Here is a 19,620-nt window from a genome sequence, read left to right on the forward strand (position 1 = left end):
AGGGCGGAGCAGGGCTTCAGGTGCAGAGGGCAGGGCGAAGCGGCGCGTTGTGCGGGTGAGCCGTGTCGGGAAGTGGCTTTACGCGGGCGAGAAGAGATGGTCGCTGATGAGACGGGCGGCGCCGATGACTCCGGCGTTCTGCCCCAACTCCCCCAGCACGATGGGCAGGTTGCCCGTCGCGAGGGGCAGTGACTGGCGGTAGACCTGGGTGCGGATCGCGGCGAGCAGGGTGTGGCCGAGGCCGGTCACCCCGCCGCCGATCACCACCAGGCCGGGGTTGAAGAAGGAGACGAGGCCGGCGATGACCTGGCCGGTGCGGGTGCCGCCCTCGCGGATCAGGTCGAGGGCGGTGGCGTCGCCCGCGGCGGCAGCGGCGGCGACGTCGACGGCGGTCAGGGTGCCGTTCGCCGCCAGCCGCGAGGCGAGTTCGTCGGACCGCCCCTGCTCGACCGCCTCCACGGCGTCCCGGGCGAGGGCCGCCCCGCTGAAGTGGGCTTCCAGGCAGCCCCGGTTGCCGCAGGCGCACGGACGCCCGTCGGGCACGGCCTGGATGTGCCCGATGTCGCCCGCGCTGCCGGTCACCCCGCGGTGCACGTCACCGCCGACGACGATCCCGCAGCCGATGCCGGTGCCGATCTTGACGCAGAGGAAGTCGCCCACGGAGCGTGCGACGCCCGCGTGCATCTCCCCCATCGCCATGAGGTTCACGTCGTTGTCGACCATGACGGGGCAGCCGAGTTCCTGGCTGAGCGCCTCCCGCACGGGGAAGCCGTCCCAGCCCGGCATGATCGGCGGGGCCACCGGCACGCCCTCGGGGAAGCGGACGGGTCCGGGGACGCCGATGCCGGCGCCGTCGATGCCCTCCGCGAGCCCCGAGGCCCTCAACTTCGCGGCCATGGACAGCACTTGCTCGAAGACCGCGACGGGTCCCTCGCGTACGTCCATGGGCTGGTTGAGGTGTCCGAGGACCTCCAGCTCGGCGTTGGTGACGGCGACGTCGACCGAGGTCGCGCCGATGTCGACGCCGAGGAAGCGCAGAGCGGGGGCGAGCCGGACGTTGTGGGAACGGCGGCCACCGCGGGATGCGGCGAGTCCGTCGGCCACGACCAGGCCCGTCTCCAGCAGCCGGTCCACCTCCACGGCCAGCTTGGACCGCGAGAGGTCGATCTGATCGCCCAGCTGGGCACGGGAGTTGGGGCCGCCGTCGCGCAACAGCTTGAGCAGCCTGGCCTGATGAGCGTTCGCGGGTCGTGCCGTCATGCGTCTCACGAGCCCCTCCCCGCCTCAACCGGCCACCAGTGTTCGGGCTTTCGAGGGGAACGTAGCAGCGGGCGCCGAACCTGGGAAGAAGCTGTGCGCGAATTGTCCTCGACTTTCTCCACTGACAGGACAAAGACCGGCGCCCCGGATATCCGCGCGCCGGGCTCCACGCCGCCGCATACGATCTGGTCAGCGTCGGTTCAGGGGGGACACGTGGACATGGCAGTGCGGGAAAAGGGCCAGGAAGAGGGCCGGAGAGTCACCACCCTCGAGCTCTTCTTCGACCTGGTCTTCGTCTTCACCCTCACCCAGCTCACCGTGCTGCTCGCCGGTGACCTGACCTTCGCCACCGCGGGCCGCGTCGCGCTGATCCTCGTGGTGCTGTTCTGGATGTACGGCGCCTATGCGTACCTCACCAACCAGGTGCCGCCGGACCGCCCTTCACGCCGGCTGCTGCTGATGCTGGGCATGGGCGCGTTCCTGGTGTGCGCGCTGGCGATCCCCCGCGTCTTCGACGACACCGGCGTGGTCTTCGGCCTCGGCTTCCTGGGCGTCGTGATCGTCCACACGGCGCTCTACACCCGCAGCCACGGCCTGGACTCGATCTGGTACGGCGTCCCGAACGGCCTGGCCGCGCTGTCGGTGACGGCGGCGGGTTTCTTCAACGGGCTTACGGCGGACGGGTTCTGGCTCCTCGCGCTGGTCCTGCAGTTCGTCACGCCGTTCATCGCCGAGCACGGGCCGCGCCGCGCGGACGGCCGGTCCAGCGCCACCATGCGGGTCCAGCTGGGCAGCCTGGACCCGGCGCACTTCGTGGAGCGGCACGGGCTGCTGCTGATCGTCGCGTTCGGCGAGTCGGTGATCGCGATCGGCACCGGTATCGGTGATCTGCCGCTGACGCCGGGCCTGTTGGGCGGCGCGTTCCTGTCGCTGGCGCTCGGGATCGCGCTGTGGTGGACGTACTTCGTGCGCGACGAGGAGGTCGCCGAGGCCGCGTTCCGCGCGACGCCGGCACCGAGACGCTGGCGTCTGGCGATGAACGCGTACTACTACTCCTTCCTGCCGATGCTGCTCGGCATCGCCTACCTGGCCACCGGTGTGAAGAAGACCCTCGGCCATCTCACCGAACACCTCCACACCGGACCCGCGTTGGCGCTCGCCGGCGGTGTGGCGCTGTTCCTCGTCGGGGACGTGGCGTTCCGCGCGGTCCTGCGCCTGTACCCCGTACGCTTCCGCGCGAGTGCCGCCCCGGTGGCCCTGGCGACGGCGCTGCTCGGGGTGCACGTCTCGGCGATGGCCGAACTGCTCGCCCTGGTGGGCGTGTTGACGGTCATGCTGGCGGTGGAGAACCGCTGGTGCGGCAGCAGAACCGCGAGGGCTCAGGACTTCGCCCTGTCGTGATACGAGCGCCGGGTGTGCTCCGTGTGCTCCCGCATCAGTTCCGTCGCCCGCTGCTCGTCCCGGTCGGAGATCGCGGCGATCAGCGCGCGGTGCTCGATCCAGGACTGCACACCGCGCTGGCGGGCGATCGGCGTGTAGTACCAGCGCACCCGGCGGTCGACCTGGGCGGCCAGCTCCGCGAGGACCGCGTTGCCCGCCAGCTCCATGATCTTCGCGTGGAAGCGGGCGTTCATCGCGACCGCCCCGTCCACGTCGTCCGCGGCGACGGCCTTCTCGCCCTCCGCGCACAGCTCTTCGAGCACGGTGATGCCGGCCCGGCCCGCGTTCGCGGCGGCGAGCCGGGCGGCCTCGGCCTCCAGGAGCGTACGGACCGTGAGGAGCTGGTCGGCCTCCTCCTCCGTCGGCTCGTGCACGAACGCGCCCTGGGCGGGCCGCAGGTCGACCCAGCCCTCGGTGTTCAGGCGCTGCAGCGCCTCGCGCACGGGCTGGCGCGACACGCCGAGGTGGCCTGCGAGTTCGCTCTCGACCAGGTGCTGGCCGGGCTGGAGGGCGCGGGTGGTGATGAGTTCGAGCAGCGCCTCGTAGACGCGGTCGCGCAGCGGGCCGGGCCGTTCGAGCTTGGGCACCGCGCCCTGCGGCAGTCCTGTCGACAACATCGGTCGGTCCCCCTCCTGGGGCAGCGCGGGGCAACTGCAGCCGGAAAGCCAGTATGGATTGTCTTTCGTCTACAGTCTACGGCGCACCGCGGCCAGGGAAACAGGGAGTTGACTGCGTCACACCGTGCGGTACCCGCAGGTCACGGGCAGCGGACGACCTGGCCGGCGTAGGAGAGGTTGCCGCCGAAGCCGAAGAGCAGGACCGGGTCGCCGGTGGAGAGCGCGCCCTGTTCGACGAGCTTCGAGAACGCGAGCGGGATGCTGGCCGCGGAGGTGTTGCCGGACTCGGTGACGTCCCGGGCGACGACGGCGTTCACGGCGCCGATCTTGTCGGCGAGGGGCTCGATGATGCGCAGGTTGGCCTGGTGGAGGACGACTCCGGCGAGGTCGGCGGGGGTGAGCCCGGCGCGCTCGACGGCCTTGCGGGCGATGGCCGGCAGCTGGGTGGTGGCCCAGCGGTAGACGCTCTGCCCCTCCTGCGCGAACCGCGGGGGCGTGCCCTCGATGCGCACGGCGTGCCCCATCTCGGGCACCGAGCCCCACAGCACCGGTCCGATGCCGGACTCGTCCGCGGCCTCGACCACGGCGGCACCCGCCCCGTCGCCGACGAGCACACAGGTCGTACGGTCGCTCCAGTCGGTGACCTCGGACATCTTGTCGGCGCCGATGACCAGGGCCCGGGCCGAGCCGCCGGCCCGCACCGCGTGGTCGGCCGTCGCGAGGGCGTGGGTGAACCCGGCGCACACGACGTTGACGTCCATCGCGGCGGGCGAGGGGATGCCGAGGCGGGAGGCGACCCGGGCGGCCATGTTGGGCGAGCGGTCGATCGCCGTGGAGGTGGCGACCAGGACCAGGTCGATGTCGCCGGGCGCGAGGCCGGCCGCCGCGAGCGCCTTCGCGGCGGCGTGCGCGGCGAGCTCGTCCACCGGCTCGTCCGGGCCCGCGATGTGGCGTGTACGGATCCCCACCCGGGACGTGATCCACTCGTCGCTCGTGTCCACCATCCCCGCCAGGTCCTCGTTGGTGAGCACCTTGGCGGGCTGGTAGTGACCGACGGCGGCGATACGCGAGCGGTTCATTGGGTGGTCCCCCTCGTAAGTACCTCGGGTAGCGGGATCCACCAGTCTGATCAGTGACTCACCAGTACGGCGGCAGGTAAGGCGACAGGATTCGGGCGTCCGGGTTGTCGGCTTCTGTCAGACCCTCGGACGCCCGAACACCTGCCGAACAGTCACCCGCTGAAGAGCTTCGTCGCCTTCTGTACGAGCTCGTACAGGCCGTAGACGAGCGGTGCCCCCACCCACAGCCAGGCGAAGGCGATGAGCAGGCGCCGGTCAGGCGGACTCTGGCTGCTGTCGTTCGACATCGACGGCCTCCTCCTTCGGGGCGGGGACATGGTGACGGGCGTCGACCGGCTTGACCAGCTCGTTGGCGACGAAGCCGACGACGAGCAGGCCGATCATGATGATGAAGGAGAGCGTGTAGAGGGACGAGCCGGACTTGCCGGCGTCCTTCTGGTGGTCGGCGATCCAGTTCACGATCAGCGGTCCGAGGACGCCGGCCGTGGACCAGGCGGTGAGCAGCCGCCCGTGGATCGCGCCGACCTGGTAGGCGCCGAAGAGGTCCTTGAGGTAGGCGGGGATGGTCGCGAAGCCACCGCCGTAGAAGGAGAGGATCACCAGCGCGCACAGGATGAACAGCGGCTTGGAGGAGTCGCCGAACAGGGCGATCAGCGCGTACATCAGGGCGCCGACACCGAGGTAGACGCGGTAGATGTTCTTGCGGCCGATCAGGTCGGAGGTGGACGACCAGCCGATCCGGCCCGCCATGTTGGCGGCGGACAGCAGCGCCACGAAGCCGGCCGCGGCCGAAGCGGACACCGCCGCCGAGGAGTTGGCGAAGAAGTCCGTGATCATCGGCGCGGCCTTCTCCAGGATGCCGATACCCGCGGTCACGTTCATGCACAGCACGAGCCACAGGCACCAGAACTGGGGCGTGCGCACAGCGCTGTTGGCGGAGACCTGCACGCCCTCGAAGGCGCTCGGCGCGCTCTCGACCGGCCGCTCCGTCCGCGGCACCCGCACCAGCAGCACGCCGAGGGTCATGAAGACGGCGTACGACAGCCCGAGCACGAGGAAGGTCTGCGCGATCCCGGAGTGGTCGGTGCCGAAGGACTCCAGCATCTGCGCCGACCAGGGCGAGGCGATCAGCGCGCCGCCGCCGAAGCCCATGATGGCGATGCCGGTGGCCATGCCGGGCCGGTCCGGGAACCACTTGATCAATGTCGACACGGGCGAGATGTAGCCGATGCCGAGGCCGATGCCGCCGACCACGCCGTAGCCGACCACGATCAGCCAGAACTGCTTGGTCTCGGCGCCCAGCGCGGACAGCAGCAGGCCGGAGGAGAAGCAGACCAGCGCCACGGTCATCGCCCAGCGCGGCCCGTTGCGTTCGACGAGCGTGCCGCCGAACGCGGCGGACAGGCCCAGCATCACGATGGCGAACTGGAAGGGCAGCGCGCTCTCGGTGCCGTCCAGGTTCAGCGCGGACTCGAGCGGCGGCTTGAAGACGCTCCAGGCGTAGGCCTGGCCGATGGAGAGATGCACGGACAGCGCGGCCGGGGGAACGAGCCAACGGCTCCAGCCGGGCGGTGCTACAGGGGGGCTCATGATCCCGAACCCTAGGAATCCGTAAAGGAGTTGGGAAGGACCGGGGAGGCAAAGCGTCGACCGTATGCGGTGAGCGGTATGCATCGCGCGACGAACGGTCGGTCGCGGTCGATGAACGGTCAACCACCAGGTGCTGCGCGGAGTCTTGTCGCCCTCACTCCCATACTGTAGACAATATTCAGTCGACAGAGTTCGGCCGTCAGCTCGACGGTCAGCCATCTCCGCGGTATCCCTCGAACCGAACGGAGCTCCCTCGTCATGAAAGTCGCAGTTCTCGGCGCCGGTGCGATCGGCGCCTACGTCGGTGCCGCGCTCCACCGCGCCGGCGCCGATGTGCATCTCGTCGCCCGTGGACCGCATCTCGCGGCCATGAGGCAGCACGGAGTACGGGTGCTGAGCCCGCGCGGCGACTTCACCGCGCGCGCCCACGCCACCGACGACCCGGGCGAGATCGGTCCGGTCGACTATGTCTTCCTCGGTCTGAAGGCCAACTCGTACGCGGCGTGCGGGCCGCTGATCGAGCCCCTTCTGCACGACAGCACGGCGGTGGTCGCCGCCCAGAACGGCATCCCCTGGTGGTACTTCCACCGGCACGGCGGCCCCTACGACGGCCACCGCGTCGACAGCGTGGACCCCGACGGCGCGGTCAGTGCGGTGCTCGCGCCCGAACGGGCCGTCGGCTGTGTCGTCTACGCGGCAACAGAGCTGGCGGGCCCGGGAGTTGTGCGACATCTCGAAGGCACCCGGTTCTCGATCGGCGAGCCCGACCGCAGCGTCTCGAAGCGCTGTCAGGGCTTCAGCGAGGCCATGGTCGCCGGTGGCCTGAAGTGCCCGGTCGAACCCGATCTGCGCAACGACATCTGGCTCAAGCTGCTCGGCAACATCTCGTTCAACCCGATCAGCGCGCTGGCCCGCGCCACCATGCGGCAGATGTGCCTGCACGGCGGCACCCGCAAGGTCATCGAGACCATGATGGCCGAGACGCTCGCGGTCGCCGAGGCCCTGGGCTGCGAGGTCGGCGTCTCCATCGAACGCCGGCTCGCGGGCGCCGAGAAGGTCGGCGACCACCGCACCTCCACGCTCCAGGACCTGGAGCGCGGCAAGCCGCTCGAACTCGACGTACTCCTCGCGGCCGTCGTCGAGTTGGCGGAGATCACCGGCGTGGAGGTGCCCACCCTGCGCACCGTGCACGCCATCTCGGACCTGCTCGCACTGAGGACCGCCGCATGAGGAGTGTCGTATGAGCAAACGCGACCGGACCCCGAAGACCTACGCCCGCCTCACCCACCCCCTGGTTCGCGACTCCCGCAACGAGCCCTTCCGGCAGGCGAGTTGGGATGAGGCCCTGGACCGGGCGGCCGCCGGCCTGGAGCGCAACCGCGGCGCCTTCGGCATGTTCTCCTGCGCCCGAGCGACGAACGAGATGAACTACGTGGCGCAGAAGTTCGCGCGGGTCGTCATGGGCACCAACAACGTCGACTCCTGCAACCGGACCTGCCACGCCCCGAGCGTCGCCGGACTGTCCGCCGCATTCGGCTCGGGCGGCGGGACCTCCTCGTACGAGGAGATCGAGCACACCGACGTCATCGTGATGTGGGGCTCCAACGCCCGCTTCGCGCACCCGATCTTCTTCCAGCACGTGCTGAAGGGGATCAGGAACGGCGCCCGGATGTACGCCGTCGATCCGCGCCGCACGTCCACCGCCGAGTGGGCGGAGAGCTGGCTCGGCCTGAACGTCGGCACGGACATCCCCATGGCGCACGCGATCGGGCGCGAGATCATCCACGCGGGCCTGGCCAACGAGGCGTTCATCGAGCGGGCGACGAGCGGCTTCGAGGAGTACCGGAAACTCGTCGAGCCCTGGACGCTGTCCCTCGCGGAGAAGGTGACGGGCGTACCGGCCCGCGCCATAAGGGAGTTGGCGCACGCCTACGCCCGCGCCGAGCGCGCCCAGCTGTGCTGGACCCTCGGCATCACCGAGCACCACAACGGGACCGACAACGTCCGCGCGCTCATCAACCTCTCCCTGCTGACCGGCCAGGTCGGCCGGTACGGCGCCGGGTTGCAGCCCCTGCGCGGCCAGAACAACGTGCAGGGCGGCGGCGACATGGGCGCCATCCCCAACCGTCTCCCGGGCTTCCAGGACATCCTCGACCCGGACACGCGGCTGAAGTTCGAGTCGGCCTGGGACACGGTCATCCAGCCCCACTACGGCCTGAACCTCACCGAGATGTTCGAGGCGATGGAGGAGGGCACGCTCAAGGCCGTCTACTGCATCGGCGAGAACCCGGCGCAGTCGGAGGCCGACAGCGAGCAGGCGGTACGGCGGCTGCGCGAGCTGGACTTCCTGGTCGTGCAGGACATCTTCCTCACGAAGACGGCCGAACTGGCGGACGTGATCCTGCCCGCGACCGCCGGCTGGGCGGAGACGGACGGCACGACCACCAACAGCGAGCGCCGAGTTCAGCGCGTGCGCCGCGCGGTCACCCCGCCCGGCGAGGCGCGCGAGGACATCGACATCATCTGCGACCTCGCGGCCCGCCTGGGCCACGACTGGAAGTACGCCGACTCGGAGACCGTCTGGAACGAGCTGCGCTCGGTCTCGCCGGACCACTACGGGATGACGTACGAGCGCCTGGAGGAACACCAGGGCATCCAGTGGCCGTGCCCGAGCACCGAGGAGCTCGAACCGACGTATCTGCACGGCCGGTTGTGGGAGAAGGACCCGGCGCGGCGCGGGATGTCGGCTCCCTTCGGGATCGTCCAGCACGATCCGCCGGTCGACCTCACCGACGACCAGTACCCGATCCGGCTGACCACCGGGCGGCGGCTCGACTCCTACAACACCGGTGTGCAGAGCGGCGGTTACGCCTCCCCGCTGCGGCGCGGCGAGTACGTCGAGCTGTGCCCGGAGGACGCCGAGCGGTACGGGGTGGTGGTCGGCGAGGAGGTGCAGGTGTCCTCGCGGCGGGGCTCTGTGGTGGCGCCGGTGTGGATCGACACCGCGCTGCGGCCCGGGCTCGCCTTCATGACCATGCACTTTCCCGACGAGGTGGACACCAACCAGCTGACGATCGAGGCCAATTGCCCGATCGCGGGGACGGCGGAGTTCAAGGCGTCGGCGATCCGGATCGAGAAGCTTCCGGTTGCGACCATCGTGAGGTGATGTGGTGGACCTGCACTTCGGCGACAGCAAGCCGACGGACGACGAACGGGCCGCCGTGGACGCCCTGTTGGGCCCCCCGGAGTCCTCGTGGGAGGGCGCGGACCGTTCCGACGCCGACCTGAGGTGGGCCCGCGGCGGCCGGGAGGCACGGGACCGCCGCGACCTGCTGCTGCCGGGGCTGCACGCGATCAACGACCGGATCGGCTGGATCAGCGAGGGCGCCCTCGATTACCTGTGCCGGCGGCTGACCGTGCCGCCGGCGGAAGCGTACGGGGTCGCCACCTTCTACGCGATGTTCTCGGTGAAGCCGCGCCCGGCGACCGTACTGCACGTCTGCACGGACCTCGCGTGCACGGCGGCGGGCGCGTCCGACCTGTGCGCCGGGATCGAGGCACGGCTCGGTCCCGGTGTCTCGGTGGAGCGCAGCCCGTGTCTGGGCCTGTGCGAAAGGGCGCCCGCCGCGCTCGCGATCAGGGCGGGCGATCCGGTGCGTACGGCGGTGTCGGCGCCGGCGACGGTCCACGAGGCCGTACTCGCGGCGAGCTCACCGGATTCGGCGCCGGAGGAACCGCCGGCGGCACTGGCGGTTCCCCAGGCGGGGCAGGACGGGCTGGTCCTGCTTAGGCGGGTCGGCGTGGTGGACCCGGAAAGCCTCGACGACTACCGCTCCCACGGCGGCTACACCGCCCTGCGCCGGGCCTTCGAGCTCGGCCCCGCCGGAGTCATCCGCGAGGTCACCGACTCCGGCCTGGTCGGGCGTGGCGGCGCCGCCTTCCCCACCGGCCGCAAATGGCAGGCCACGGCGTCCCAGCCCGACCACCCCCACTACCTGGTGTGCAACGCCGACGAGTCCGAACCGGGCACCTTCAAGGACCGGGTGATCCTGGAGGGCGACCCGTACGCGCTGGTCGAGGCGATGACGATCGCCGCGTACGCGACCGGCGCGCACAAGGGGTACGTGTATCTGCGCGGCGAGTACCCGCGGGCGCTGCGGAGGCTGGAGCACGCGATCGCGCAGGCACGCGCGCGTGGCCTCCTCGGCGAGGACGTCCTCGGCCAGGGCTACGCCTTCGACATGGAGATCCGGCGCGGTGCGGGCGCCTACATCTGCGGTGAGGAGACGGCCCTCTTCAACTCCATCGAGGGCTACCGCGGCGAGCCGCGCTCCAAGCCGCCGTTCCCCGTGGAGAAGGGCCTGTTCGGCAGGCCGACGGTCGAGAACAACGTGGAGACGCTGGTCAACGTACTGCCGATCCTGACCATGGGCGCACCGGCGTACGCGGCGATCGGGACCGGGAAGTCCACCGGGCCGAAGCTGTTCTGCGTGTCGGGCAGCGTGGAGCGGCCCGGGATCTACGAGCTGCCGTTCGGGGCGACGCTGGGCGAGGTCCTCGCGCTCGCGGGGGTCCGGGACAACCTCCGCGCGGTCCTGCTCGGCGGAGCCGCGGGCGGCTTCGTACGGCCGGACGAAATGGACATCCCGCTCACCTTCGAAGGCACCCGGGAGGCGGGCACGACGCTCGGTTCGGGAGTGGTCATGGCCTTCGACGACACGGTCCCGCTGCCCCGGCTGCTGCTGCGGATCGCCGAGTTCTTCCGGGACGAGTCGTGCGGGCAGTGCGTGCCGTGCCGGGTCGGGACCGTGCGGCAGGAGGAGGCGCTGCACCGGATCGTGGAGCGGTCGGGCGCGGCGGCCGCCGGTGACATCGCGCTGCTCAGGGAGGTCGGCCGCGCGATGCGGGACGCCTCGATCTGCGGTCTGGGGCAGACCGCGTGGAACGCCGTGGAATCCGCCATCGACCGTCTGGGGGCGTACGAATGACCGTGACACCGCTGGGGATCCCGCGCCGGCTGCTCGAGTTCACCATCGACGGCCGGGAGGCCAGGGTCCCGGAGGGCTCGACGATCCTCGACGCGTGCCGGGCGGCCGGGAAGGACGTCCCGACCCTCTGCGAGGGCGACACGCTCCGGCCGAAGAACGCCTGCCGGGTGTGCGTGGTCGAGGTGGAGGGTTCCCGGACCCTTGTGCCGGCCTGCTCGCGGAAGGCCGAGCCCGGCATGGTCGTACACACGGACACCGAGCGCGCCCGGCACAGCCGCAAGATCGTCCTCGAACTGCTCGCCTCCTCGGTCGACTTGTCGACGACTCCACAAGTCGCCGAATGGATCAAGGAGTACGAGGCGAAGCCGGACCGCTTCGGCCCGGACGCGGCCCGCCTGAACGAGGAACCGAAGGTCGACAACGATCTGTATGTGCGCGACTACGACAAGTGCATCCTCTGCTACAAGTGCGTGGACGCCTGCGGCGACCAGTGGCAGAACACCTTCGCGATCTCCGTCTCCGGGCGCGGTTTCGACGCCCGGATCGCCGTCGAGCACGACGCCCCGCTGACCGACTCGGCCTGCGTGTACTGCGGGAACTGCATCGAGGTGTGCCCCACGGGGGCGCTGTCGTTCAAGTCGGAGTTCGACATGCGCGCGGCGGGTACGTGGAACGAGTCCGAGCAGACCGAGACGACGACCGTGTGCGCGTACTGCGGAGTGGGCTGCAACCTCACCCTGCACGTGCAGGACAATGAGATCGTGAAGGTCACCTCCCCGCACGACAACCCGGTGACCCACGGCAATCTCTGCATCAAGGGCCGTTTCGGCTACCAGCACGTACAGAACCGGGACTGAGGCACACATGGGACGAGTCACGGAACGACGCAAGGTGATCCGCATCCGCGACGGGGCGGTCTCGTCCCGCCCGGACACCCTCGTCGCCGAGGAACCGCTGGAGATCCGGCTGAACGGCAAACCCCTCGCCATCACCATGCGCACCCCGGGCGACGACTTCGCGCTGGCCGCGGGCTTCCTGGTCAGCGAGGGCGTGCTGGCCGAGCAGTCGGACCTGCAGAACATCGTCTACTGCGCGGGCGCCACGGTCGACGGCTCGAACACGTACAACGTGGTCGACGTGAAGACCGCACCGGGCGTGATCATCCCCGACATCACCCTGGAGCGGAACGTCTACACGACCTCGTCCTGCGGCCTGTGCGGCAAGGCGAGCCTCGACGCGGTGCGTACGACGGCCCGCTGGCCGATAGCCGACACTCCCCCGGTCCGGGTCGAGCCCGAACTGCTCGCGAGCCTCCCCGACCGGCTGCGCGCGGCCCAGCGGGTGTTCGACCGGACCGGGGGTCTGCACGCGGCGGCCCTGTTCACCGAGGACGGGGAGCTGCTGGACATACGGGAGGACGTGGGCCGCCACAACGCCGTCGACAAGCTGGTCGGCCGCGCCCTGCAGAACGGCGACCTGCCGCTGTCCCGCACGATCCTGCTGGTCTCCGGCCGGGCCTCCTTCGAGCTGGCCCAGAAGGCCGTCATGGCCGGGATCCCGGTCCTGGCGGCGGTCTCGGCCCCCTCCTCCCTGGCGGTGGACCTGGCCGCGGAGACGGGCCTGACCCTGGTGGGCTTCCTGCGGGGCGCCTCCATGAACGTGTACGCGGGCGAGGACCGCATCGCTCTACGGACCGCGGCCGCCCAGAGCTGACCGGCCCCCCGCGACACGGCGGCGGGGCCCCGACCGGCGGGGAGCGCCCCCTGCGCCGCGGGGCCCCGCCTCAGCCGCGTGCGGCCGCCACGAACGCCTCGACCAGGGCCGAGTGCCGGCCCGCGTCCCAGGCGAGCAGCACCGCACCGGGCTCGGCGTCCACGACGGGCACGTAGGTGATGTCCGGGCGGGAGTACTGCTCGGCGACGGACACCGGTACCAGCGTGATGCCGGTGCCGGCGGCCACCCGCTCGAACTTCTCCTCGACCGTGCGGATCGGCACGTCGTCCGGCCGGGGATCGACGTAGCGCAGCCAGGTCTCACCGTCCAGGTCCGCACGGCGCAGCTCCTGCTTGCCCGCGAGCCGGTGCTCGGCGGGGAGCATGGCCACCATGTCCTCGGTGTACTGGGGCAGCAGCCGCAGCCCCTGCTCGCGGATCGGACGCCGTACGTACGCCACGTCGACGGTCCCGTCGAGAATCAGCTGCTCCTGGTCGTCCCACTCCACCCGGCGGGCCTGTACGTCGACGTCGGGGTGCGCGGCGCCGAAGGCGCGCAGGACATGCGTCACGACGACACCCGCCCGGAAGCCGACGACGAAGCGGCGCCGACCACGGGCGGCGGCCCACACCCGGCGCCGAGCGGCATCCGCCGAGGCCAGCAACTGACGTGAGTCGTCGAGGAGTTGCCCACCCGCCGTCGTCAACGTCACCCCGTGGCTGTCCCGTACGAACAGCTCCGCGCCCAAGTCCTTCTCCAGCGCCCGGATCTGACGGCTCAGCACCGGCTGCGCGATGTGCAGCCGCTCGGCCGCGCGTCCGAAGTGCAGCAGCTCGGCCACCGCGACGAAGTAGCGCACTTTCCGCAGGTCCAGGTCCATGGCCGCCCCTTCCCTCGGCGATGCCTTCAGGGTATCGCCGACGCCGGAAGAGGTCTTGGACGGCGGCACGGGGGCGGCCGCAGGCTGGACGGCGTCGAGTCGAACAGTGGAGGAAGGGAGCACGGCATGAGCCTGCGAGGACAGCGGATCGTCGTCATCGGCGGTACGGCGGGGCTCGGACTGGCGGTGGCGGAGGCGGCGGCCGGGGAGGGCGCCGAGGTGGTGGTCGCCTCGCGCCGGCAGGAGAGCGTGGCCGCGGCGCTGAAGCGGCTGCCGGACGGCGCCGAGGGGCACGTCCTGGACGCGACCGACGAGGAGGCCGTACGGGCCTTCTTCGAGGGGCTCGGCGCCTTCGACCACCTCGTGTACACGGCGGGCGACTCCATCCTGCTGGGTGGTCTCGCCGACTCGGACCTCGGCCGCGCCCGGGGTTTCCTGGACACGCGGCTGTGGGGCGCGTACACGGCCGTCAAGCACGGGGCCCCGGCGATCCGGCCGGGCGGCTCGGTCGTGCTGACCACCGGCACCGCGGGCCGCCGCCCGATGCCGGGCACGACGGTCGCGGCGAGCCTGTGCGGGGCGATGGAGTCGCTCACCCGCGCGCTCGCCCTGGAGCTGGCGCCCATCCGCGTGAACGTCGTCTCGCCCGGTGTGATCCGCACCGATCTGTGGCGGGACCTGCCCGAGGCCGAGCGCGAGGGCCTGTACGCCTCGACCGCCGGCTCGCTCCCCGTGGGCAGGGTGGGCGAGCCGGCGGATGTCGCCGAGGCGTACCTCTACCTGATGCGCGGCGGCTACAGCACGGGCTCGGTCGTGGTGGTGGACGGCGGCGGGACGCTGGTGTGAGGGTCAGCCCACGAACCTCACCTCGGCCGCGGTCACCACGGTCCCCAGCCGCGGGAAGTCCAGCCGTACCGACGCGTCGTGCTCGGCGGCCGTGAACGCGGCCATGGCGTCCTCGACGAAGACCAGGTCGTAGCCGAGGTCGCCGGCGGCGCGGGCGGTGGACTCGACGCCGAGGTTGGTGGCGATACCGCCGAACACGAGGGTACGGACGCCCCGTTCACGCAGCCGCTCGTCCAGGTCCGTGCCCTGGAAGCCGCCGATCGTCCGCTTCACGACCTCCACATCGCCGTCCCGGGCCAGGCCGGCCACCAGCCCGCTGCCGGGCGGCTGTTCCGGGACACCGGGCCGCTCCACCCGGATGAGCGCGACGGGCGCTCCGGCCACCCGGAAGGCGGTCGCCAACTCCTCGGCGGTGGACAGGACTTCGGTGCCCTTACGGGGCTCCAGGGGCAGCGCGACGATCCGGTCCATCAGATCGACGAGGACGAGGGCGCTGCGCGCTGGATCGAGGGCGAGGGGTGCGGTCATGACGGAACGTTATCCGTCGTCAGCCCTCCGTATCAGCCTTCCGTACCGGAAATCCGGATCAACAGGCCCATGAACCGGTCGCGTTCGGCCGCCGAGAGCGGGGCGAGCAGTTCGTCGTTGGCCGCGCGGGCCGCCTTCTCGCAGCGCTTGAGCAGCCGCGCACCTTCCTCGGTGAGGGACACGGCGTTCTTGCGGCGGTCCCTGGGGTCCGGTTCGCGCACGACGAGGCCCGCGGACTGAAGGTCGTTGAGGACGCCGACGAGGTCCTTCGGGTCGAGCCGCACGCTCCGGCCGAGGTCGGCCTGGGCGACGGGCGCGAGGTCCCGTACGGCGGACAGGACCACGTGGTGCCACATCTTGAGCCCCTCCGCGGCCAGCGCCTCGGCGACCAGGGCGCGGCCACGGGCGGCGGCACGGCCGAGCAGCCAGCTGGGGAGCGAGCGGATGGCGGCGAGGGGGGCTCCGGTTTCGGACATGCGGACAGCGTACCGAGAATTCATTGGACTTCCCAACGATTGACGCCATACCGTTGGGACTCCCAACGATTTCTGGAGGTGCGATGCGTCGCGTTCGGTACGAGTCCACCGGCGGGCCCCTGTTCCTGGAGGAAGCCCCGGTTCCGGAGCCCGGCCCCGGAGAGCTGCTCGTCCGCTGCGAGGCCGTCGGCGTCACGCTGCCCGTCGTCCGCAAGGTCACCGAGGCGGCCGAGCCGATCCCGCTGGGCGGGGAGATCGCCGGTGAGGTGGTGGCGGTCGGCGAGGGCGTCGGCCGCTTCCGCGCGGGCGAGCGCGTGACCGGGCTGTGCTTCGGGGACGGTTACGCCGACTTCGCGCTTCTGCACGAGGCGATGGCCTCCCCGGTCCCGGACACCGCTTCGGCCGTCGACGCGGTCGCGCTCGTGCGCAGCGGACTGGTCGCGCTCGGCGCCCTGGAGGCAGCGCGTCCCGAGCCCGGCGAGTCGGCGCTCGTCACGGCCGCGGCGAGCGGGGTCGGCCACCTGGCGGTGCAGCTGGCGCGGGTGCGGGGCGCGGGGCGGGTCGTGGGTGCCGTGTCCGACCCGGGCAAGGCCGACTTCGTGCGCTCGCTCGGCGCGGACGAGGTGATCGTCTACGCCGACGAGAGCTGGGGCGAACCCGTCGACTACACCCTCGACGCGGTGGGCGGCGAGCTGCTCACCCCGGCGATCGGCGCCCTCGCACCCGGCGGGCGGCTGGTGGCGTACAGCTCGGGCGGCGGGACGATACAGGCGTACGACCTGCTCGTCGGGGCGAAGTCGGTGATCGGCTTCCAGATGGCGCGGATCGCGCGCGGTAAGCCGGAGTTGTACGAGCGGTGGCGGCGGGAGCTGTGGCGGCTGTTCGGGGAGGGTGCGCTGAAGCCCACCGTGCACGGGGAGTTCGCGCTGGCCGACTCGGCGCGGGCGCACGCGGTGATCGAGTCGCGGAGCAATCGGGGCAAGGTGGTGCTCCGGCCCTGAAATCTGCATTTATGCGTCAGTTCTGACGCCCCATCACCACCCGTCCGGCGTAGTGGTTCACCTTGGCACACCCCGTTGGCAAGTGGCTCGTTACTTGGGTGAGTTCCACGGGCCGCGTGCCGTGCGGCCCGTCGTCCAAGTAGGAGGCAGTCACTTGGATGCCGGCACCACCCTGCTCGGCTCGTTACTGGCGGCCGCGGGCGTGCTGGGCGCAGCCGCCGTGGCCTATCTCGGCAAGCGCGGGGAGAACGCGCTGAGCGGCTACTCCAGCCTGACCGAGAAGCTCCAGTCGGAGCGCGACCGGCTCGAACGGCAAGTGGCCGAACGGGACACGCGCATCACCGAACTGTCCACGCTGCATGCCGCCGACCAGTCGGAGATCGCGCGGCTCAGGCTCGACATCCACCGGCTCGGCGGTGCGCCGTGAACCGGCCCGACATCAAGCGGCCCGGAGGTGCGCCGTGACGTCCCGATTCGAGCGGCTGCTCGCCCCGCGCTGGCGCAGCGTCTTCCTGGTCTGTGTGCTGGTCGCCCTGTGCGGGGTGGCGGTGATCCTGTGGGCGCGCATCGACTCCGGCGACCGGCGCGCCGACCAGATGCAGGCCGAGGCCGACCGGCGCGGCCAGGCCCTGTCCACGCTCGCACAGGACGTGCGGGCCCTGCGCGACCAGGTCCGGGCCAGCGGCGGGACCCCGGCGGCGCCGGACCCGTCGGAGGCGGTCGACGACCTGCTGGACCGGATCCGGGTGCCCGCCGCGCTCCCCGGCGCTCGGGGCGCGAAGGGCGACAAGGGCGACCGGGGGGCGGGTGGTGCGGCCGGGGCCGACGGCGCCCAGGGGCCGCGCGGCGTGCCCGGTCCGTCCGGGCCCACGGGCCCCGCCGGTCCGGAGGGGCCCGTCGGCCCCGAGGGCTCGCCCGGGCCGTCGGGCGACCCCGGCCCCGTGGGGGCCGACGGAGCCGCCGGACCCACCGGCGCTTCCGGCGTGAACGGCAACCCGGGGACCCAGGGCGTCCAGGGCCCGAAGGGGGACAAGGGGGATCCCGGACCCAAGGGCGACCCGGGCCCCGCGTGCCCCAACGGCTACACCCTCCAGACCCCGGCGAGCGACCCCGACGCCCTGGTCTGCCGCAGGACGGGCGCCGCTCCCTCGCCAAGTCCCGGACCCGCGACCGTACTTCCCGTCCTGCCGGCCCTGCGCCGCCGCGACCCGACCGAGTAGCCGCACGCTCCTTGTGAGGCGCCTGAGCCCCCAACTAGCCTCTGCGATCGGGACGTTGGACGTGGGATGTCCAGATGTCCAGACCTCTGAAGGGCAGGTTCGCACCATGCCATCACGTCTTCGCACACGTCTGAGAGCCACCGTCACCGCACTCGCCGCAGCCGCGGCGCTGGCCGCCCTCCCGAACCCGGCACACGCCCAACCGACCGCGTCCGCCTCCGACTTCGAGCAGCAGGTCCTCTTCAAGGCCGCCCAGGAGCCCGGCTACGCCTGCTTCCGCATCCCGGCGATCGTGCGGACCACCGAGGGCACGCTGCTCGCGTTCGCCGAGGGCCGCCGGCTCAACTGCGGGGACGCCGCCGACATCGACATCGTGGTCAAGCGGTCTCAGGACGGCGGCCGCACCTGGAGCCCGCTCCGGGTCGTGAACCCAGGCGGCGGCGACACGCACGGCAACCCGGCGCCGATCGTGGACCGCGGGACGGGCCGCGTCCTGCTGGCGGAGACGTACAACACGGGCCGTACGGACGCGGCCAGTTGCTCGGTGCCCTGCGACCGCACCCCGCATCTGCAGTACAGCGACGACGACGGCCTGACGTGGTCCGAGCCGCGCGATCTGAGCCCCGAGATCCTGCCCCCGGACTGGAACTCCTGGTACGCCACCGGTCCTGTGCACGGCATCCAGCTCACCCGTGGCAAGCGTGCCGGGCGACTGGTCTTCGGCGTCAACACCGAGACCTGGGACGGGAATCGGGTGAGCGCCAACCACGCGGCGCTGATCGTCAGCGACGACGGCGGCGACCACTGGCGGATCGGCGCCACCGACTCCTGGCCGATCGCGGCCGACGGCACCTTCCGGCAGAAGCCCTCCGAGGTCACCCTCGCCGAGCGTGCCGACGGCTCGATCCTCGTCAGCGGCCGGGAACAGGACGGCACCGACCTCGGCCACCGCACCCAGGCGGTCAGCCGCGACGGCGGCGACAGCTTCGCCGCCCCCTTCCGCGACCTCCCGGACCTCTACACCCCGCAGGTCCAGGGCTCGATGCTGCGCCTCGGCGACCGCCTGCTGCTGGCCTGCCCCGGCGACCCCGACCGCCGCCGGACCATGATGATCCGCTCCTCGTACGACGGCGGGCGCAGCTGGGACAGCGTGGACCGGGGCACGGTCGTGACGACGGACTGGTCCGGCTACTCCGACATGGCCCGCATCAGCCACGACACGGTGGGGCTGATGTACGAGGGCGGGGCCGTGGACGCACGCGACGAGATCCGCTTCGCCCGCTTCACCGAGGACTGGCTGCGACCGCGCCGCGGCCCCGACCCGACCACCGCCGACCTCGCCCCGCACGCCCGCCCCGCGGCCGTCCTCGGCGGCGCCCGGGAGACCGCGGGCGTGTCCGGGGGCGCGCTGGAGTTCGACGGCACGGACGACGCCGTACGACTGCCGTACAGCGACCGACTGCCGCTCGGGACAAGGGACTTCACGGCGTCGCTGTGGTTCCGGTACGCGGCCACGACCGGTGAGCAGCCGCTGCTGTGGATGGGCGGCGTCGGGTCCGGCCAGCCGCAGGTGTGGCTGCGCGGGGAGCCCGCGGGCGACCGCGTCCAGGGCCTGATCACCGTGCGCGACGGAGCGGCGGCCCCGCGGTCGGCGTCCGTCCGCACGGCCGGCGCCTACAACGACGGCCAGTGGCACCACCTGACCCTGCGGAGAGGCGGTGGCCGGCTGACGCTCTTCATCGACGGTACGGCGGTCGGCGCGGCCGATGTGCCGGGCTCGGTCAGCCGTAACTCGCCCTTCGGCGTGCACATCGGGCAGCGCATGGACAGCAGGGCGTTCTTCACCGGCGCGATCGACGACGTACACGTGTGGGACCGGGCGCTGAGCGACGAGGAGTTGGCCAAGCCAGACTTCTCCGCCGAGTCGTCGAAGGACACCGTGCTGTGGCTGCCCATGGACCATGTGAGCGGCAGCCACTAAC

Annotated in this window: 19 protein-coding genes; 11 read left to right on the plus strand and 8 right to left on the minus strand. The window is 71.6% G+C overall.

All coding sequences use genetic code 11. From position 1 onward, the window contains the following. Window positions 1-78: 78 nt before the first annotated feature. On the minus strand, window positions 79-1,260 hold the full coding sequence (locus tag ABZ848_RS25525; protein ID WP_360835519.1) for an ROK family transcriptional regulator: 1,182 nt from the start codon (window positions 1,258-1,260) through the stop codon (window positions 79-81). Between the two features lie 219 nt (window positions 1,261-1,479). Between ABZ848_RS25525 and ABZ848_RS25530 the strand changes: the two genes are divergently transcribed. Continuing rightward, the gene (locus tag ABZ848_RS25530; protein WP_360835521.1) at window positions 1,480-2,661 is read left to right on the plus strand and encodes a low temperature requirement protein A; all 1,182 of its coding nucleotides are present in this window, start codon (window positions 1,480-1,482) and stop codon (window positions 2,659-2,661) included. Here ABZ848_RS25530 and ABZ848_RS25535 read toward each other — a convergent pair. The 4 genes from ABZ848_RS25535 to ABZ848_RS25550 form a co-directional block, all read right to left on the minus strand. After that, a complete protein-coding gene (locus tag ABZ848_RS25535; protein ID WP_360835523.1) occupies window positions 2,640-3,317 on the minus strand; it encodes a GntR family transcriptional regulator in 678 nt (225 codons plus the stop codon). The genes ABZ848_RS25530 and ABZ848_RS25535 overlap by 22 nt on opposite strands. A 140-nt stretch (window positions 3,318-3,457) precedes the next feature. Continuing rightward, window positions 3,458-4,396: a beta-ketoacyl-ACP synthase III gene (locus ABZ848_RS25540; RefSeq protein WP_360835525.1), complete on the minus strand. Its 939-nt coding sequence runs from the start codon at window positions 4,394-4,396 to the stop codon at window positions 3,458-3,460. A 152-nt stretch (window positions 4,397-4,548) separates the two neighbouring features. After that, window positions 4,549-4,683 carry a hypothetical protein gene (locus ABZ848_RS25545; protein ID WP_360835527.1) on the minus strand — a complete coding sequence of 45 codons (135 nt, stop codon included), beginning with the start codon at window positions 4,681-4,683 and terminating at the stop codon, window positions 4,549-4,551. Continuing rightward, on the minus strand, window positions 4,652-5,986 hold the full coding sequence (locus ABZ848_RS25550) for an OFA family MFS transporter (protein ID WP_360835529.1): 1,335 nt from the start codon (window positions 5,984-5,986) through the stop codon (window positions 4,652-4,654). Before ABZ848_RS25550 ends, ABZ848_RS25545 begins: the two co-directional genes overlap by 32 nt. A 258-nt stretch (window positions 5,987-6,244) precedes the next feature. Between ABZ848_RS25550 and ABZ848_RS25555 the strand changes: the two genes are divergently transcribed. From ABZ848_RS25555 to fdhD, 5 genes are read left to right on the plus strand one after another with little or no spacing between them, the layout of a single operon-like run. Continuing rightward, entirely contained in the window at window positions 6,245-7,216 is a 972-nt protein-coding gene (locus tag ABZ848_RS25555) for a 2-dehydropantoate 2-reductase (protein ID WP_360835531.1), read from the plus strand. Between the two features lie 10 nt (window positions 7,217-7,226). Further along, complete coding sequence (locus ABZ848_RS25560; RefSeq protein WP_360835533.1) at window positions 7,227-9,152, plus strand: molybdopterin-dependent oxidoreductase; 1,926 nt, start codon at window positions 7,227-7,229, stop codon at window positions 9,150-9,152. Between the two features lie 4 nt (window positions 9,153-9,156). After that, window positions 9,157-10,974, plus strand: coding sequence for an NADH-ubiquinone oxidoreductase-F iron-sulfur binding region domain-containing protein (locus ABZ848_RS25565; RefSeq protein WP_360835535.1), 1,818 nt, complete (start codon window positions 9,157-9,159; stop codon window positions 10,972-10,974). Next, a complete protein-coding gene (locus ABZ848_RS25570) occupies window positions 10,971-11,831 on the plus strand; it encodes a 2Fe-2S iron-sulfur cluster-binding protein (protein WP_360835537.1) in 861 nt (286 codons plus the stop codon). Before ABZ848_RS25565 ends, ABZ848_RS25570 begins: the two co-directional genes overlap by 4 nt. A 7-nt stretch (window positions 11,832-11,838) precedes the next feature. Further along, window positions 11,839-12,687 carry a formate dehydrogenase accessory sulfurtransferase FdhD gene (gene fdhD, locus ABZ848_RS25575; protein WP_360835539.1) on the plus strand — a complete coding sequence of 283 codons (849 nt, stop codon included), beginning with the start codon at window positions 11,839-11,841 and terminating at the stop codon, window positions 12,685-12,687. A gap of 70 nt (window positions 12,688-12,757) precedes the next feature. On the opposite strand, the gene ABZ848_RS25580 is transcribed toward fdhD, so the two are convergent. Beyond that, a complete protein-coding gene (locus ABZ848_RS25580) occupies window positions 12,758-13,567 on the minus strand; it encodes a LysR substrate-binding domain-containing protein (RefSeq protein ID WP_360835541.1) in 810 nt (269 codons plus the stop codon). A gap of 126 nt (window positions 13,568-13,693) precedes the next feature. On the opposite strand from ABZ848_RS25580, the gene ABZ848_RS25585 reads away from it, so the two are divergent. After that, window positions 13,694-14,413: an SDR family oxidoreductase gene (locus ABZ848_RS25585; protein WP_360835543.1), complete on the plus strand. Its 720-nt coding sequence runs from the start codon at window positions 13,694-13,696 to the stop codon at window positions 14,411-14,413. 3 nt (window positions 14,414-14,416) lie between these two features. Here ABZ848_RS25585 and ABZ848_RS25590 read toward each other — a convergent pair whose 3' ends face one another. Next, complete coding sequence (locus tag ABZ848_RS25590) at window positions 14,417-14,941, minus strand: isochorismatase family protein (protein ID WP_360835545.1); 525 nt, start codon at window positions 14,939-14,941, stop codon at window positions 14,417-14,419. Window positions 14,942-14,973: 32 nt separating this feature from the next. After that, window positions 14,974-15,417, minus strand: coding sequence for a MarR family transcriptional regulator (locus tag ABZ848_RS25595; protein WP_360835547.1), 444 nt, complete (start codon window positions 15,415-15,417; stop codon window positions 14,974-14,976). A gap of 83 nt (window positions 15,418-15,500) precedes the next feature. On the opposite strand from ABZ848_RS25595, the gene ABZ848_RS25600 reads away from it, so the two are divergent. The 4 genes from ABZ848_RS25600 to ABZ848_RS25615 all read left to right on the plus strand — a co-directional run bounded on the left by ABZ848_RS25600 (window position 15,501) and on the right by ABZ848_RS25615 (window position 19,619). Then, the gene (locus ABZ848_RS25600) at window positions 15,501-16,418 is read left to right on the plus strand and encodes a zinc-binding dehydrogenase (RefSeq protein ID WP_360835549.1); all 918 of its coding nucleotides are present in this window, start codon (window positions 15,501-15,503) and stop codon (window positions 16,416-16,418) included. A 154-nt stretch (window positions 16,419-16,572) separates the two neighbouring features. Then, window positions 16,573-16,845, plus strand: a complete 273-nt coding sequence (locus ABZ848_RS25605) for a hypothetical protein (RefSeq protein WP_360835551.1) — start codon at window positions 16,573-16,575, stop codon at window positions 16,843-16,845. 34 nt (window positions 16,846-16,879) lie between these two features. Further along, window positions 16,880-17,638, plus strand: a complete 759-nt coding sequence (locus tag ABZ848_RS25610; protein ID WP_360835553.1) for a collagen-like protein — start codon at window positions 16,880-16,882, stop codon at window positions 17,636-17,638. 106 nt (window positions 17,639-17,744) lie between these two features. Then, entirely contained in the window at window positions 17,745-19,619 is a 1,875-nt protein-coding gene (locus ABZ848_RS25615) for a sialidase family protein (RefSeq protein WP_360835555.1), read from the plus strand. Window position 19,620 lies beyond the last annotated feature (1 nt).

Origin of the sequence: Streptomyces sp. NPDC047081 (assembly GCF_040643775.1) — a bacterium.
In the GTDB taxonomy this organism is placed as follows: domain Bacteria; phylum Actinomycetota; class Actinomycetes; order Streptomycetales; family Streptomycetaceae; genus Streptomyces.